Annotated in this window: 14 protein-coding genes and 1 pseudogene; 5 read left to right on the top strand and 10 right to left on the bottom strand. The window is 70.0% G+C overall.

All coding sequences use genetic code 11. The features are described 5' to 3' along the window. Positions 1-19 precede the first annotated feature (19 nt). The 3 genes from AB0M56_RS29150 to AB0M56_RS29140 all read left to right on the top strand — a co-directional run bounded on the left by AB0M56_RS29150 (position 20) and on the right by AB0M56_RS29140 (position 2,265). The gene (locus tag AB0M56_RS29150) at positions 20-667 is read left to right on the top strand and encodes a hypothetical protein (protein WP_364181511.1); all 648 of its coding nucleotides are present in this window, start codon (positions 20-22) and stop codon (positions 665-667) included. A 100-nt stretch (positions 668-767) separates the two neighbouring features. Then, positions 768-1,370 carry a class F sortase gene (locus AB0M56_RS29145; RefSeq protein WP_364181508.1) on the top strand — a complete coding sequence of 201 codons (603 nt, stop codon included), beginning with the start codon at positions 768-770 and terminating at the stop codon, positions 1,368-1,370. A gap of 100 nt (positions 1,371-1,470) precedes the next feature. Further along, positions 1,471-2,265, top strand: coding sequence for a VOC family protein (locus AB0M56_RS29140; RefSeq protein WP_364181505.1), 795 nt, complete (start codon positions 1,471-1,473; stop codon positions 2,263-2,265). An 84-nt stretch (positions 2,266-2,349) separates the two neighbouring features. On the opposite strand, the gene glpK is transcribed toward AB0M56_RS29140, so the two are convergent. Together glpK and AB0M56_RS29130 are read right to left on the bottom strand one after the other, a co-directional pair. After that, the gene (glpK, locus tag AB0M56_RS29135; RefSeq protein WP_364181503.1) at positions 2,350-3,855 is read right to left on the bottom strand and encodes a glycerol kinase GlpK; all 1,506 of its coding nucleotides are present in this window, start codon (positions 3,853-3,855) and stop codon (positions 2,350-2,352) included. A gap of 49 nt (positions 3,856-3,904) precedes the next feature. After that, positions 3,905-4,855: an MIP/aquaporin family protein gene (locus AB0M56_RS29130; RefSeq protein ID WP_364181500.1), complete on the bottom strand. Its 951-nt coding sequence runs from the start codon at positions 4,853-4,855 to the stop codon at positions 3,905-3,907. A gap of 108 nt (positions 4,856-4,963) precedes the next feature. On the opposite strand from AB0M56_RS29130, the gene AB0M56_RS29125 reads away from it, so the two are divergent. Beyond that, the gene (locus AB0M56_RS29125; protein ID WP_364181497.1) at positions 4,964-6,721 is read left to right on the top strand and encodes a glycerol-3-phosphate dehydrogenase/oxidase; all 1,758 of its coding nucleotides are present in this window, start codon (positions 4,964-4,966) and stop codon (positions 6,719-6,721) included. Positions 6,722-6,838: 117 nt separating this feature from the next. Here the strand turns inward: AB0M56_RS29125 and AB0M56_RS29120 are convergent, their stop codons facing one another. The 8 genes and pseudogenes from AB0M56_RS29120 to AB0M56_RS29085 form a co-directional block, all read right to left on the bottom strand. After that, positions 6,839-7,369 carry a GNAT family N-acetyltransferase gene (locus AB0M56_RS29120; protein WP_364181494.1) on the bottom strand — a complete coding sequence of 177 codons (531 nt, stop codon included), beginning with the start codon at positions 7,367-7,369 and terminating at the stop codon, positions 6,839-6,841. A gap of 27 nt (positions 7,370-7,396) precedes the next feature. Continuing rightward, positions 7,397-8,389 carry a hypothetical protein gene (locus tag AB0M56_RS29115; RefSeq protein ID WP_364181492.1) on the bottom strand — a complete coding sequence of 331 codons (993 nt, stop codon included), beginning with the start codon at positions 8,387-8,389 and terminating at the stop codon, positions 7,397-7,399. Between the two features lie 71 nt (positions 8,390-8,460). After that, positions 8,461-9,080 (bottom strand): annotated as a pseudogene (locus tag AB0M56_RS29110) (response regulator transcription factor). Beyond that, positions 9,077-10,300, bottom strand: coding sequence for a sensor histidine kinase (locus tag AB0M56_RS29105; RefSeq protein WP_364181491.1), 1,224 nt, complete (start codon positions 10,298-10,300; stop codon positions 9,077-9,079). The pseudogene AB0M56_RS29110 and the gene AB0M56_RS29105 overlap by 4 nt, the downstream one beginning before the upstream one ends. 72 nt (positions 10,301-10,372) lie before the next feature. Further along, positions 10,373-10,768 (bottom strand): DUF1707 domain-containing protein, encoded by a 396-nt coding sequence (locus AB0M56_RS29100; RefSeq protein ID WP_364181489.1) that lies wholly within the window; start codon positions 10,766-10,768, stop codon positions 10,373-10,375. A gap of 11 nt (positions 10,769-10,779) precedes the next feature. Further along, the gene (locus AB0M56_RS29095) at positions 10,780-11,343 is read right to left on the bottom strand and encodes a DUF1707 domain-containing protein (RefSeq protein ID WP_364181487.1); all 564 of its coding nucleotides are present in this window, start codon (positions 11,341-11,343) and stop codon (positions 10,780-10,782) included. Between the two features lie 54 nt (positions 11,344-11,397). Next, complete coding sequence (locus tag AB0M56_RS29090) at positions 11,398-13,194, bottom strand: acetyl/propionyl/methylcrotonyl-CoA carboxylase subunit alpha (protein WP_360583463.1); 1,797 nt, start codon at positions 13,192-13,194, stop codon at positions 11,398-11,400. Positions 13,195-13,287: 93 nt separating this feature from the next. Then, positions 13,288-13,578 (bottom strand): SAV_915 family protein, encoded by a 291-nt coding sequence (locus tag AB0M56_RS29085; protein WP_285970436.1) that lies wholly within the window; start codon positions 13,576-13,578, stop codon positions 13,288-13,290. 50 nt (positions 13,579-13,628) lie between these two features. Here AB0M56_RS29085 and AB0M56_RS29080 point away from each other — a divergent pair, with 50 nt between their 5' ends. Continuing rightward, positions 13,629-14,366 carry a hypothetical protein gene (locus tag AB0M56_RS29080; protein ID WP_364181482.1) on the top strand — a complete coding sequence of 246 codons (738 nt, stop codon included), beginning with the start codon at positions 13,629-13,631 and terminating at the stop codon, positions 14,364-14,366. Positions 14,367-14,435 lie beyond the last annotated feature (69 nt).

Here is a 14,435-nt window from a genome sequence, read left to right as displayed (position 1 = left end):
TCAGTCGAGGGGAAATTCCATGAAACGCATTGCGGTTTTTTCGTCGATTCTCGCGGCCGGTCTGCTCACCGCGGCTCCGGCCTTCGCGGCCGAGTCCACCGCGCCGACCACGCCCGCGCAGCCGACGTCGAGCACCTCGACGCCGGTCCCGCCCACGTCGGACAAGCCCACGCCGCCGACGGGCGAGCACCGGCAACCCAAGCCGTCGCTCACGGTCCTGCCGCGCGCGGCCAGAGCCGGTGACTCGGTCACGGCGCGCGTGGTGTGCCCGCCGAAGACGAGCATGAAGCTGTCTTCGACGGTGATCACGTTCGGGGAGCTCGAAGCCGTCGGGACCGAGCAGCCGCTCGAGACCGCGTACGTCTACCAGACGCCGGCCGATGTGAACAAGAACGCGAAGCCGGGGACCTACACCGTCACGTTCCTCTGCGGCAAGGCCAAGCTCACGCAGAGCTTCAAGGTCCTGCCGGCCAAGGACGCCGTGGTGACCACACCGACGACGCCGAAGCAGGTCACCAAGGTGCCGATGGGGGCGCCGCAGACCGGTGGCACCGACGGTCCCGTCGACGATTCGTCCTCCGGGCTCGCGGTGGCCGCGGGCGCGATGGGCGTGCTGGCCGTCGGCGGCGCAGGCATGGTGCTGGCGCGGCGGCGCTCGCGCGGCTGACGAAACCCGGTCGCCGGAGGGCAGTCGCGGCCCCTCCGGCGACCGCGCTCGGTCACCTGGTTGGGTGCTCAGTGCGCCCTCGGGACCCGAAGGGGGAGACATGTTCAGAAAGACTTTCGCCGCGGTGGCTCTGGCGGCGCTGGCCGTGCTCGGTGGCTGCGCCGCTCCGTCCGCCTCGTCCTCGCCGCCGCAGGTGGGGCATTCCCTGACGCCGCCGGCGCCCGAGACGTCCGTGGTGCTGCCGAAGTCCAAACCAGTGTCGCTGGACATCCCGAAGATCGACGCGCACTCCACGCTCGTCCCGCTCGGGCTCAACGCCGACAACACCGTGCAGGTGCCGCCGGTGAGCACGCCGTTGCAGGCCGGCTGGTACGAGTACTCGCCGACGCCGGGCGAGCGCGGGCCGGCGGTGGTGCTCGGGCATGTGGACGGCAACAAGCACGAGGGGATCTTTTTCCACCTCAAGGAAATGGCGCCCGGGGACCAGGTCTCGATCAAGCGGGAAGACGGCAGCACGGCGCGGTTCGAAGTGACCAAGGTGGACCAGGTGCCGAAGGACGTGTTCCCGAGCGACGCGGTGTACGGCGACACTCCCGACGCGCAGCTGCGCCTCATCACGTGCGGCGGCGCGTTCGACCGCGCTGCGCACAACTACGAGGACAACGTGATCGTCTACGCGCGGCTCGTCGCCCACGGTCACTGATCGCTGCTCGTTCGTGATGGTTCTCCGGTTTTGTCGGTGGCCGGTGCAAGACTGTGGCCGCAGACACAATCCGCATCGCAACTGATCATGGGGAGTGCAGATGTTGTTCCGCGACGAACGCTGGCCCGACGGCACGCCGTGCTGGGTCGACCTGATGGTGCCCGACAGAACCGCGGCCAAGACGTTCTACGAGAGCCTGCTGGGCTGGGACGTTCAGTTCGGCGGTCCCGAAATGGGTTACTACGGCATGGCGCAGCTCGCCGGCCGTCCGGTGGCCGGGGTAGGGGAGACTCCGGCGGACCAGGCGGGCATGCCGGCCGCCTGGACCACGTACCTGGCCGTGTCCGATGTGGACAAGACCGTGGCCGCCATCACCGAGGCCGGCGGCAGTGTCATCGCCCCGCCGATGGACGTGATGACCCAGGGCCGCATGGCGATCGCGGCCGACCCGACGGGGTCGGTGTTCGGCCTCTGGCAGGCGGGTGAGCACCACGGCACGGAAGTCACGCTCGCGCCGGGCGCGCCGGCGTGGAACGAGAACATGTCGCGCGACTTCGCAGCCGCCAAGGACTTCTACGGCAAGGTCTTCGGCTACTCGTTCAACGACATCTCGAACGACGAGTTCACCTACGCCACCCTCGACATCGACGGCCGCCCGACCGGCGGCCTCGGCCAGGCGAACGGCGACTACGAACCGGGCTGGATGACCTACTTCTGGTCCGCCGACGTCGACGCCGCCGCGGCCAAGATCCCCGAGCTGGGCGGCACCGTGACCGAGAACCCGGTGGACACGCCGTTCGGGCGGATGCTCATGGCCAAGGACAACCAGGGCGCGTCCTTCCAGCTCATGGCACCCAACGAGCAGTCCGGCACCCAAGAGGGCTGGGGCGCCTGACCCGAACGCCTGCCGTATCCAGGAATGCGAACGACCCCCGTCCGAAACCGGACGGGGGTCGTTCGCCGAAACGAAGCCGCGGGGTCAGTCGACCCAGTCGAACGTCTTCGTCACGGCCTTCTTCCAGTTGCGGTACTCCGCTTCGCGGCGCGACTCGTCCATCGACGGGTCCCACTGCTTGTCCTGCGCCCAGTTCGTGCGGATATCGTCCTCCGACTCCCAGAACCCGACGGCCAGGCCGGCCGCGTAGGCCGCGCCCAGGGCGGTGGTCTCGGCGACCACCGGCCGGATCACGGGCACGCCGAGGATGTCGGCCTGGAACTGCATGAGCAGCTCGTTCACGACCATGCCGCCGTCGACCTTCAGCGACTTCAGTGGCACGCCGGAGTCGGCGTTCATCGCGTCGATGACCTCACGCGACTGGAACGCGGTCGCCTCGAGCACGGCCCGCGCGAGGTGGCCCTTCTTGACGAACCGCGTGAGGCCGACGATGGCGCCGCGCGCGTCCGAGCGCCAGTACGGTGCGAACAGACCGGAGAACGCCGGCACGAAGTACGCGCCGCCGTTGTCCTCCACCGTGCGGGCGTGCTCCTCGATCTCCGCCGCCGAAGCGATCATGCCCAGGTTGTCGCGCAGCCACTGCACCAGCGAACCGGTGACCGCGATCGAACCCTCGAGCGCGTAGACCGTGTCGTTGGCGCCGATCTTGTAGCAGACCGTGGTGAGCAGGCCGTTGTCCGACATGACTTTTTCAGTGCCGGTGTTGAGCAGCACGAAGTTGCCGGTGCCGTAGGTGTTCTTGGCCTCGCCGGGCGAGAGGCAGGCCTGCCCGAACGTCGCGGCCTGCTGGTCGCCGAGGATCCCGGCGATCGGCACACCCGCGAGGGCGCCCTTTTCGCGGACCTTGCCGTACTCCTCCGACGACGAGCGGATCTCCGGCAGCATCGAAAGCGGAATGCCCATGTCCGAGGCGATGTCGGCGTCCCACTGCAGCGTGTCGAGGTCCATCAACAGTGTGCGAGACGCGTTGGTCGGGTCCGTGACGTGGATGCCGCCGTCGACGCCGCCCGTCATGTTCCACAGCACCCAGGTGTCCATGTTGCCGAAGATCAGGTCACCGGCCTCGGCTTTCGCGCGGGCGCCGTCGACGTTGTCGAGGATCCACTTGACCTTCGGGCCGGAGAAGTACGTCGCGAGCGGGAGGCCGACCTTCTGGCGATAGCGTTCCTGGCCACCGCCCAGCGCGCCGAGCTCGCCGACGATCTTGTCCGTGCGGGTGTCCTGCCAGACGACCGCGTTGTACACCGGCTTGCCCGTGGTCCGGTCCCATACCAGCGCCGTCTCGCGCTGGTTGGTGATGCCGACGGCGACGATTTCGCGCGTGTGCAAGTCGGCCTTCGCGACCGCGCCACCGGCGACGGCGCGCGTGTTCTCCCAGATCTCTTCGGCGTTGTGCTCGACCCAACCGGCCTTCGGGAAGATCTGCTCGTGCTCGCGCTGGTCGACGGCGACCACTCGGCCGGAGTGGTCGAAGATCATGCAGCGGGTCGACGTGGTGCCCTGGTCGATCGCGGCTACGTACGAAGTCATCGTTGCTCCCTCGCTCTGGCGAGATCCATCGGAACGGTGATCTTGCCGGTCATTCGGCGCTCGTCCGCTGGCTCTCGGCCGATTGGTCGGCGGGAACGCGCCCCGGCTCGGGCAGGAACTCGCCGGGAGCCTTCTCCCGGGCCGTCAGGACCTGGCCGATGAGCAGGTCGTAGATCAGGATGCCGACCAAACCACCGACGAGGGGCCCGACGATCGGGATCCACCAGTAGTTGCTGAACCAATCACCGTTGCCGGGGAACGCCTTGTTCCCCCACCCCTCGAACAAGGTCAGCAGCCTCGGTCCGAAGTCACGCGCGGGGTTGATCGCGTAACCGGCGTTCGTGCCGAACGACAGCCCGATCCCCACGACCACGAAGCCGATCAGGGCCGGCCCCAGATTGCTCTCGGGGGCATTGTTCCGGTTGTCGATCAACGCCGCGATGATCCCGACGAGGATCGCGGTGCCGACGATCTGGTCGAGCAGCGGTCCCCAGACCCCGTTGCCGAAGTACTCGGCCGGGAAGGTCGCGAAGATGGAGAACGTGCCCAACGAGTTCGGTCGCGACAGTGGTGGGTTCTGCGCGGCGTTGAAGGCGTCGATGGCATCGTGGTACACGGCGTAGACCACTGCGGCCCCTGCCAGCGCGCCGAGCACCTGGGCGAGCCAGAACGGCGCCACCTTGGCCCACGCGAACTTCCGCCGGACGGCGAAGGCCAGCGTCACCGCCGGGTTCAGGTGCGCGCCGCTGACGCCGGCGGACATGTAGACCGCGAACATCACCGCGAAGCCCCAGCCGAACGCGATGATCAGCCAGTTGGACGCACCGAAATCGACCGATTGCCGGCCGGACCCGGGGAGACCCACCACCGCGACCGCGACCGAGCCACAGCCGAGGAGGATGATGACAGCTGTCCCGAGAAACTCGGCGAGCATCTCGCCGCCAATTGTCGAGCGTAGCCGGCTCCACCCGGTTGACCTTTGAGAGATTTGCTCGCTCATCGCTTCCCCTCCCAAGTCGACGCCACCTTGCGTCGAGATCTACCATGCTGCTCTGCCTCGCCGGAACGGACAAGTTTCCGGCCGGGCGGAACGCTCGGTCCTCGTGCGATGCTGGGGTGTGCACAACAGCAAGTCGCAAGGAGGGCAGCCGCTGTGACGGAAGCGAAGCTGGGACCGGCGGTGCGCGAGGAGTCCTGGCAGCGCCTCGGCAAGGAGACCTTCGACCTGGTCGTGATCGGCGGCGGCGTGGTGGGTGCCGGGACGGCGCTCGACGCGGCGACGCGCGGCCTGCGCGTGGCCCTCGTAGAGGCCCGTGACCTGGCATCCGGCACGTCGAGCCGGTCGAGCAAGCTCTTCCACGGTGGCCTTCGCTACCTGGAACAGCTGGAGTTGGGGCTGGTCCGCGAAGCGCTCCACGAGCGCGAGCTGATGCTGACCAAGCTGGCCCCGCACCTGGTGAAGCCGGTGAGCTTCCTGTACCCGCTGACCCACCGCGGGTGGGAGCGGCCGTACACCGCCGCGGGCCTGTTGATGTACGACACGATGGGCGGCGCGCGGTCCGTTCCGGGGCAGAAGCACCTCACCCGAGCGGGTGCTTTGCGGATGGTTCCCGCGTTGAAAAGGTCGTCGCTCATCGGTGGCATCCGCTACTACGACGCGCAGTCCGACGACGCCCGCCACACCATGACCGTCGCCCGCACAGCCGCGCACTACGGCGCCGTGGTGCGCACGTCGACCCAGGTGGTGGGGTTCCTGCGCGAGGCCGACCGCATCTCGGGCGTGCGGGTGCGCGACGTCGAGGACGGGCGCGAGACGGAGATCCAGGCCGGCGCGGTCATCAACTGCACCGGCGTGTGGACCGACGAGCTACAGCGGCTGTCGGGCGGGCGCGGGCGGTTCCGCGTGCGGGCGAGCAAGGGTGTGCACATCGTGGTGCCGCGCGACCGGATCGTCTCGGAGTCGGGACTGATCCTGCGCACTGAAAAATCTGTCCTCTTTGTCATCCCGTGGCGCAACCACTGGATCGTGGGGACGACCGACACCGACTGGCATCTCGACCTGGCGCACCCCGCGGCCACGAAGCACGACATCGACTACATCCTCGACCACGTGAACACGGTGTTGGCCACGCCGCTCACCCACGACGACATCGAGGGCGTGTACGCCGGCCTTCGTCCGCTGCTGGCGGGCGAAAGCGAGGAGACGTCGAAGCTCTCGCGTGAGCACGCCGTCGCGCGCGTGGCGCCGGGCTTGGTCGCGATCGCGGGTGGCAAGTACACGACGTACCGCGTGATGGCGGCCGACGCCGTCGACGCCGCCGTGGTGGACCTGCCGGGCCGGCCGCCGTCGTCCATCACGGACAAGGTGCCGCTGCTCGGCGCAGACGGCTACCACGCGCTCGTGAACCAAGCCGACCACCTGGCCGCGCAGCACGGCCTGCACCCCTACCGCGTGCGGCACCTGCTCGACCGGTACGGCTCGCTGGTCCACGAGGTCCTAGCGCTGGCCGAAGGCCGTCCCGAGCTGCTCAAGCCGATCGACTCCGCGCCCGATTACCTGGGCGTCGAGGTCGTCTACGCCGCCAGCCACGAAGGCGCGCTGCACCTGGAAGACGTGCTCGCGCGGCGCACCCGCATCTCCATCGAGTACGCCCACCGCGGCGCCGACTGCGCCGACCAGGTCGCGCGCCTCGTCGGCGAGGTGCTGGGGTGGTCCGCGGAGACGATCAAGCGCGAGGTCGACGTCTACACGGCCCGGGTGGAGGCCGAACGCGAGTCGCAGTCGCAGCCGACGGACGAGTCGGCGGACGCCTTGCGCGCTTCGGCGCCGGAGGCTCGGTCGGGGATCATCGAGCCGGTGAGCTGAGGTCTGTGAAGGGCACCTTCAGGGGCTCGGATTCCCTTAAGGTGCCCTTCACGGCTTTGCACCGAAGGGCGCCCCGGCTCGGCCGAGGCGCCCTTCGCTGAATTTTTCACCGCCGGTTCAGGCCTTTCGGATCCACCGGATCAACGGCTCGCCGGTCGGCGCCGGCGTCCGCTCCGGTCCCACGTACGCGAACCCGCACTTCGCGGCGACAGACGCCGACACGACGTTGCTCTCCTCGTGCCGGTAACTGATCTCCTGCAGCCCGAGCCCGCCGAAGCCGTAGCGCAGAGCCGCGCTCAGCGCCGTGCTCGCCACGCCCTTGCCCCGCTCCGTGGGATGCGTCCAGACGGAGGCCTCGGCGGTGTCGAACGTCAGGTCCAGATCCCGCAACCCGACCTCCCCGAGCAGCCGTCCGGTCGTCGGCTCCGCGACCGCCCACGAGCACCGCTCGTCGCACGACCACTGCGCTGTGCGCAGCGCTATGTACTCGGTCGCTTCGTCGAGCGTCCGCAGCCGGTAGTTCAGCACGTACCGCTTGTGCTCCGGATCGGCGAACGCCTCCAACAGCGCGGCCCGGTCGTCGAGGTGCCGGTCCGCCCGCAGCTGGCGCAGGTAGTACGCGCCCGCGTTGATCTCCACGGGTTCCACGTCACGAGCGTAACCAGAGCCGGGCCCTCAGCGCTCCCAGATGACGGGTGCGCCACCCTCGTCGAGCGGCCCGTTGGACACGATTCCGCCGATCGTGCCGTCGTCGCCGACGGAGTGGACGTCGCCGCTGCGGTAGCCGTCGGGCAGGGGCAACTTGCCGAGTGGCGTGGTGTCCTGCCAGGCGAACGGCGCGCCGGCGTTCGGCGTCGTCAGATTGGGCAGCTGACCGGCGCTCAGCCCGGTGCTGTTGACGAACCGGGCCTGGTCACCCTGGGGCAGCGGTTCGGGGCGGTCCGGGGCGGTCCACCTGAACGCCTGGCTCGGCGGCGGGCCGTCCGGGTTTGCGAACCCGACCACCACGCCGTCGCGGATGGCGAGCCCGAACGCCGAGGAGTAACCGGCCGGAAGGGTCAGCGGCCTGCTCACCCCGTTCTTCCACAGGTGGTCCGAAAACAGCACGGTGCCGTCCTCGTCGAGGTCGCGTGCGTCGGCCCACTCACCGGTGTGCGGGACGATGACCAGGCCTTGCCCGAGAACGGGCCACAGCGCGACGGCGTCCTTGGCCGGGTCGTCGGCGAAGAGCAGCGCCAGCACGTCGCCGCGGTCGTTGAGCGCGGTGGCCTGGCTGCCGACGTAGCTCCCAGGCGCCGGCAGGAGGTGGAAACCGTTGCCGTCCAAGAGGAATCCGCGGCTGAGGCCGGTGTCGTAGTCGACCGCGTCGCCGAGGACGACTCCGGAGCTGTTCTCGTCGACCACCCTCGCGAACTCGTAACCCGCCGGAAGCCCGCGCACGGTGGGCTGCCCGTTGGTCCACGTCACGACCTGTGAGGTGCCGTCGATGGCGAACTCGCCGGCGAAGCCGCCGTGGCCATCGGTGCCCATGAGGAAGCCGGTCGCGTCCTCGTGCCCCTTCGGCAGGGGCAGCGAGGTCGCGTGCCAGGTGTCCGCGCTCGCCGGCACCGCCCCCAGGCCGGTCACGACGACAGCGGCCGCGGCGACCGCCAGTGCTCTGAGCTTCATGTAGTTCCTCCCCTTTGTCGGAGAGTTCACGAAGCAGACGAACCGGACGTTGCCCGGCAAACGGGTGAAGGTCAGAGCAGCCCGCGCCGGTAAGCCTCGCCGACGGCGGCCGCACGGTCGTTCACGCCCAGCTTGGCGTAGACGTGCAGCAGATGCGTCTTGATGCTCGCCTCGCTGATGAACAGCTGGTTCCCCGCCGCGCGGTTGGTGGCGCCGGCGGCGACCAGCCGCAGGACGTCGAGCTCACGGGAGGTCAACGCGCCCGGCTTGGGGCGGCGCAGCGGCTCCATCAGGCGGGCAGCCACCGCGGGCGCGAGCACGGACTCGCCGCGGGCGGCAGCACGGACGGCGTGCTGCAGGTCGGCGACGGGGGCGCGTCCTTCAGCAGGTAACCGGTGGCGCCCGCCGCGATGGCGGGCAGGACGTCGGACTCGGAGTCGTACGTGGTGAGGACCAGCACGCGCACGGCGGGGTGCTCGGTGGCGAGCCGGCGGATCGCGCCGACGCCGTCGAGCTCGGGCATGCGCAGGTCCATGAGCACGACGTCGGGGTGGTGGCGCGCGACGAAGGCCAGCGCCTCGACGCCCGTGGCCGCCTCGCCGATCACCTCGATGTCGGGACAGCCATCGAACGCGCCGCGCAGGCCGTCACGGACGATCGGATGGTCGTCGGTGAGCAGGAGGCGGATCATCGGTCCGCCGGGATGGCCGGGAGCTGCACGTTGAACGCGGTGCCTTCGCCCGGTGCCGATTCGAGCGCGAACGTCCCCGCCACGCGCCGCACGCGCTGGCGCATCGCCTGCAGGCCGAAGCCGGTGCCGTCGCCACGCGCCGGTGACGCAGGGTCGAAGCCGGCGCCGTCGTCGCGGACGTCGAGGAGGACGACGTCGCCGGCGTAGGTGAGGGAGACGGCGATACGCGAAGCGCGCGCGTGTTTTTCGGCGTTGGCCAAGGCTTCCTGCGCCACGCGGTACAGCGTCACCTCCAGCTCCGGCAGCAGCGGCACGGGTTCGCCGGAGGTCTCGGCCGTCACCGCGACGCCCGAGGTGTCCCTGACGCGACGCGCCAGCTCCGCCAACGCTTCGGGCAACCGCGAGTCCGTGAGCGGCTCGGGCCGCAACGCCTGCACAGCGCGGCGGGCCTCCGTGAGGCTGTCCTTGGCGAGCGTGTGGACCTGGGTGAGGTGGCGCTGCCGCGACTCCGCGGACGACGCCCGGTCCGCGGCCTGCAGCTGCGTGACGATGCCGGTCAGGCCCTGCGCGAGCGTGTCGTGGATTTCGCGCGCCATGCGCTGGCGTTCGTCGTGCACGCCGGCCTCGCGTGCCTGCGTGAGCAGCTGCGCGTGGAGCCCGGCGTTCTCCTCGAGCGCGGTTTCGAGCCGCGCGTTGGCCTCGGCGAGGGCCGCGTTGGCGCGTCGCCGCTTGTCGTTCTCCGCGCCGACGAACCACGCGGCATACAGCATTGGCCCGACCACCGAGGCGACGAACACCCAGGCCGGCGTCGGCGTGTCCGTGCCCCAGATTCCCTTGGCCAGCAAGGGAACCACGGCCGTCGCGGTCACGGCGAAGATGCTCCAGCGGGCGGCGAACAACACGAACGCGATGGGGTAGCCGATCGACGCGAAGGCCGTATACGTGGTGTCGAGCGTCGTAAGGGCGGCCGCCCCGGTCAGCAGGCCGGCGAAGAACCCGACCGCGAGCCACGGGTGCTGCGCCCGTCGCGGGAACAAGGGCACGAGCAGCAGCAGCCACGCCGCCGACAGGCCCGCGACGACGAGCGTCACCGAACTGACGTGGTCACCCGCCGCCCAGATCGTGCACACGGCGAGCGCCACGATCCCGATCGCGGCGAACAGCGGCCCGGCCAGCCGCTCGCCGCGCGGGTGCACGGCACCCGGCACCACACCCATCATGGGCGCGATTCTCGCAGCTCGACGCGCACGCCGGGGTCCACCGTTCGACGCCGGCCTCCACCGATCGGTGGATCAGCGCCGGCGCCAGCCCGTGATCAGGAGGATCGCCAGGGGCAGCGCGAAGACGAGGATGAGCCGCCCGCGCGACAGCACGAACACCGCGATCGCCACCACCACCGCGATCGGCACGGCGAACCGCAGGGCGAAGCGCATCAACGCACTGTCGCCGGCTGGACTCGGAGCGGGCACGGCGGTGGCCCCGGGCCGCGAAATGGCCAGCAGCGCGCTCGGCCGGGGTGAGGGCAGGTCGTCGAACAGCGGTTCCAGGTCGCTGACCCGCTTGGCGGCCGTGACCTTGGCCGAACGGGTGCCGTATTCGTCGACGTCCAGGCGGCCGGTGCGGACGTGCTCGGAAAGCACGTCGAGGGCGTCCTGGCGTTCTTCGTCGCTCAACCGCATGTCGGACACGGGGGTGCGCCTCACCAGCGGTCGCGTCGGCGACGGAACTCGTCGCGCATCTCGTCGCGCATCTCGCGACGGGCTTCGCGGTGGTCGATGCGGTGCTCGCGGTGGCGGTCCCGGTGGTCGTGGTGGTGGGTGCCGCCGTGGCCCCACAGTGCTCGGCCGATGATGCTGAGCGCGATCGGCGCGATGACCAGCGGCCACGCGGGCAGCGTGCTCGTCGCGATAAGCGCGATGCTCGCGATCCACACCAGCGGTACCAGCGCGGCCACCACTCGCTGGCCACCGTTCCACCCGTCCGGCCGGGCTACCGCCGTCTGCGGAGCAGGGGCGGGAACCGGAGGCGCGCCGGGAACGGGCGCCACAGGCTCCGCACCGCCGTAGACCGGGTGCGGAGCAGGGAGGTCGCCGAACAGCCCCGCCAGCTCACCCCGCGTCTTGGCTGCGGTGATGCGCGCCGAGCGCTCGCCGTACTCGTCGATGTCGATCCGCCCCGCGCTCATGTGCTCACCGAGCGCATTCAGCGCGGATTCCCGTTCCTGGTCGCTGATCCGCAGTTGCGGAGACGGAACCTCTGTCACATCGACGATGGTATGCCGCCACGGGCCCGGGAACCCACGACATTCGGCACAACTTCAGTCCTTGAGCTCCAGAAGTTGCGTGCCCTGGGTCACGGCGGCGCCGACCTCGACCGAAAGCCCCGTGACGGTGCCCGCTTTGTGCGCCGTGACCGGGTTTTCCATCTTCATCGCCTCGAGGACCACGATCAGCTCGCCCGCCTCGACATGCTGGCCTTCCTCCACCGCGATCTTCACGATCGTGCCCTGCATCGGCGCCGTGACGGCGTCGCCACTCACCGCTGCCTTCGCGCCGCCCGAGCGCTTGCGCGGCTTGGCCTTCGTGGCCGTCGCTCCGCCGCCCGCGCCTTCCAACGCGAACCCGCCCGGCAGCGACACCTCGAGCCGCCGGCCGCCGACCTCGACCACCACGTTCTGCCGCGGCGCCTCTTCCTCGGCCTCGGCATCAGGTGCGACGAACGGCTCGATCTTGTTGTCGAACTCGGTTTCGATCCAGCGCGTGTGCACGGAGAAACCGTTCTCGTCGCCGATGAACGCCGGGTCGTCCACGATCACGCGGTCGAAGGGCAGCACGGTCGCCATGCCCTCCACCACGAACTCGGCCAGCGCGCGCCGGCTGCGCTCGAGCGCGTTGTTACGGTCGGAACCGGTGACGATCAGCTTCGCGAGCATCGAGTCGAACTGGCCGCCGATCACGCTGCCGGACTCCACTCCGGAGTCGACGCGCACGCCGGGGCCGTTGGGCGAAATGAACTTCGTGACCGTGCCCGGCGCCGGCAGGAAACCGCGGCCGGCGTCCTCGCCGTTGATGCGGAACTCGATGGAGTGCCCACGCGGCTCGGGGTCTTCGGTGATGCGCAGCTTCTCGCCGCGCGCGATGCGGAACATCTCGCGCACGAGGTCGAGGCCCGTCGTCTCCTCGGACACGGGGTGCTCCACCTGCAGGCGGGTGTTCACCTCGAGGAAGGAGATGGTGCCGTCGGTGGCCACGAGGTATTCGACGGTGCCGGCGCCGTAGTAGCCGGCTTCCTTGCAGATCGCCTTGGCCGATTCGTGGATGCGCCGACGCTGGTCGTCGGACAGGAACGGCGCGGGCGCCTCTTCGACAAGCTTTTGGTGGCGGCGCTGCAGCGAGCAGTCGCGCGTGCCGACGACGATCGCGGTGCCGTGCTGGTCGGCCAGTACCTGCGCCTCGACGTGGCGCGGCTTGTCGAGATAGCGCTCCACGAAACACTCGCCGCGGCCGAACGCGGCGACCGCCTCGCGCGTCGCGGACTCGAACAGCTCGGGGATTTCCTCACGCGTGCGGGCAACCTTGAGGCCGCGCCCGCCGCCGCCGAACGCCGCCTTGATCGCCACGGGTAGGCCGTGCTCGTCGGCGAACGCGATGATCTCGTCCGCGTTCTTCACCGGCTCCTTGGTGCCGGGCACGAGCGGCGCGCCGGCGCGCGTCGCGATGTGCCGCGCGGTCACCTTGTCGCCGAGGTCGCGAATGGACTGTGGGCTCGGGCCGATCCACGTGAGCCCGGCATCCAGTACGGCCTGGGCGAAATCGGCGTTCTCCGACAGGAACCCGTATCCCGGGTGGACGGAGTCGGCGCCGGAACGCTTGGCCACGTCGAGGAGTTTGTCGATGGAGAGGTAGCTCTCGGCGGCGGTCGTGCCGCCCAGCGCGAACGCTTCGTCGGCCAGGCGCACGTGGGGTGCGTCGCGGTCGGGATCGGCGTACACGGCCACACTTTCGAGACCCGCGTCCTTCGCCGCCCTGATCACGCGGACCGCGATCTCACCGCGGTTGGCGACGAGAATCTTGGTCACCGGACCACCCGTGCTCGCGACGTCCTGCTCGGTCACCCGGTACCTCCCGTGAGCTCCACTGCCTGGTGTCCCGGAGTCTACGGACCGCACTACCCGCTGGGATGAGAGCTGGACCACCCGGTGGTTTCGTTATACCCGCGCGGTGTGCCGCAGCTCGACCGGGAGTTCGGAGTCGAGCACGATCACGTCGTAGGGGTTGACCTGGTGGATCTTCGGCAGGTGCTCGGTGTTGATCATGATCCACGGCTGGTGCTCGCCGCAGCAGTCGATCAGCCGGTCGAGCGCGGTGAACGCGACCAGGGCCACGCGGCCGTCGGGGGTGCGGCGCAGCTCGATGTTGGCACCGGTGCCGCCGTCGGTGGTCCCGGAGACCGGGCCGGTCGGCAGGTACAGCGCCGGGGGGAGATTGGGGTTCGTCACCGGAACAACATAGACGGCCACCGTCTGCAAGGTCGCCTACAGTCTCGGATATGCGGATCTCGCCGACCCGGACCCCGCGGTCCGCGCTGCTCACGGCGGTGCTCGCCGCCGTGGTGACGGTGGCGGCGCTGGTGGTCGTCGTCGTGCTGCGCCCGAAACCCGACGGCGCGCCCGGCGTTCCGCCCGTGAGCTTGGAGCCGGCGGCGCCCACCGCGGCGACCTGCGGCAGCGGCGCGTGCCGCCAGCTGGCCGCGATGACCGTGGGCGGTACCCCGGTCGTGCTGCTCTCCGACGCGTCCGGCGGCTGGGGGCGCGTGCAAGTGGGGCCGCAGCCCGGCACGGAGTTCGAGCTCGCGATCACCACGATGGGGGCGAAGCTCACCGCGGAGTCGTTGCGCTGCATCGCGGGGGAGACGTCGGCGTGCCTCGTGACCGGCGACGTCGGCGGGGGCGACGGCGCGGGCGGCGCGTTCGGCGAGCTGCTCGTCGGCTCGGGCGGGGTGTGGCGCGACTTCGGGAAGCCCTACTTCGCCGATGCCGGCACGCTTTCGCTCTTCGACGTCGACACCGACGGCCGGCCCGACGTGATCGTCGTGCGGCACGAGTGTCCGGATGCGACACCGGGCACGCCCAAGTGCCAGGCCGCGCCGGTGCTCGCCGAGGTCTACCAGCTCAACGGTATGGAGCTCGGCTGTACCAAGAAGGTGGCGTCGCCGTCGGATCTGAGGGGGTGGCCGCAGGTTGAGGTGCGGGCCTCGGAGCTGCGGCCGTGTGCGGACGGCGGCTGAGTTCGGCTGGTGCTGTTGCCCAGCCGCCGTCGCGTCGGATCAGGCTGCTTGGTCAGGCGATTTGGTCAG

This window comes from Amycolatopsis sp. NPDC051372 (genome assembly GCF_040682095.1).
Lineage (GTDB): Bacteria > Actinomycetota > Actinomycetes > Mycobacteriales > Pseudonocardiaceae > Amycolatopsis.
The sequence above is the reverse complement of the archived record's forward strand: the minus strand, read 5'-3'. Positions and strand labels throughout refer to the sequence as shown.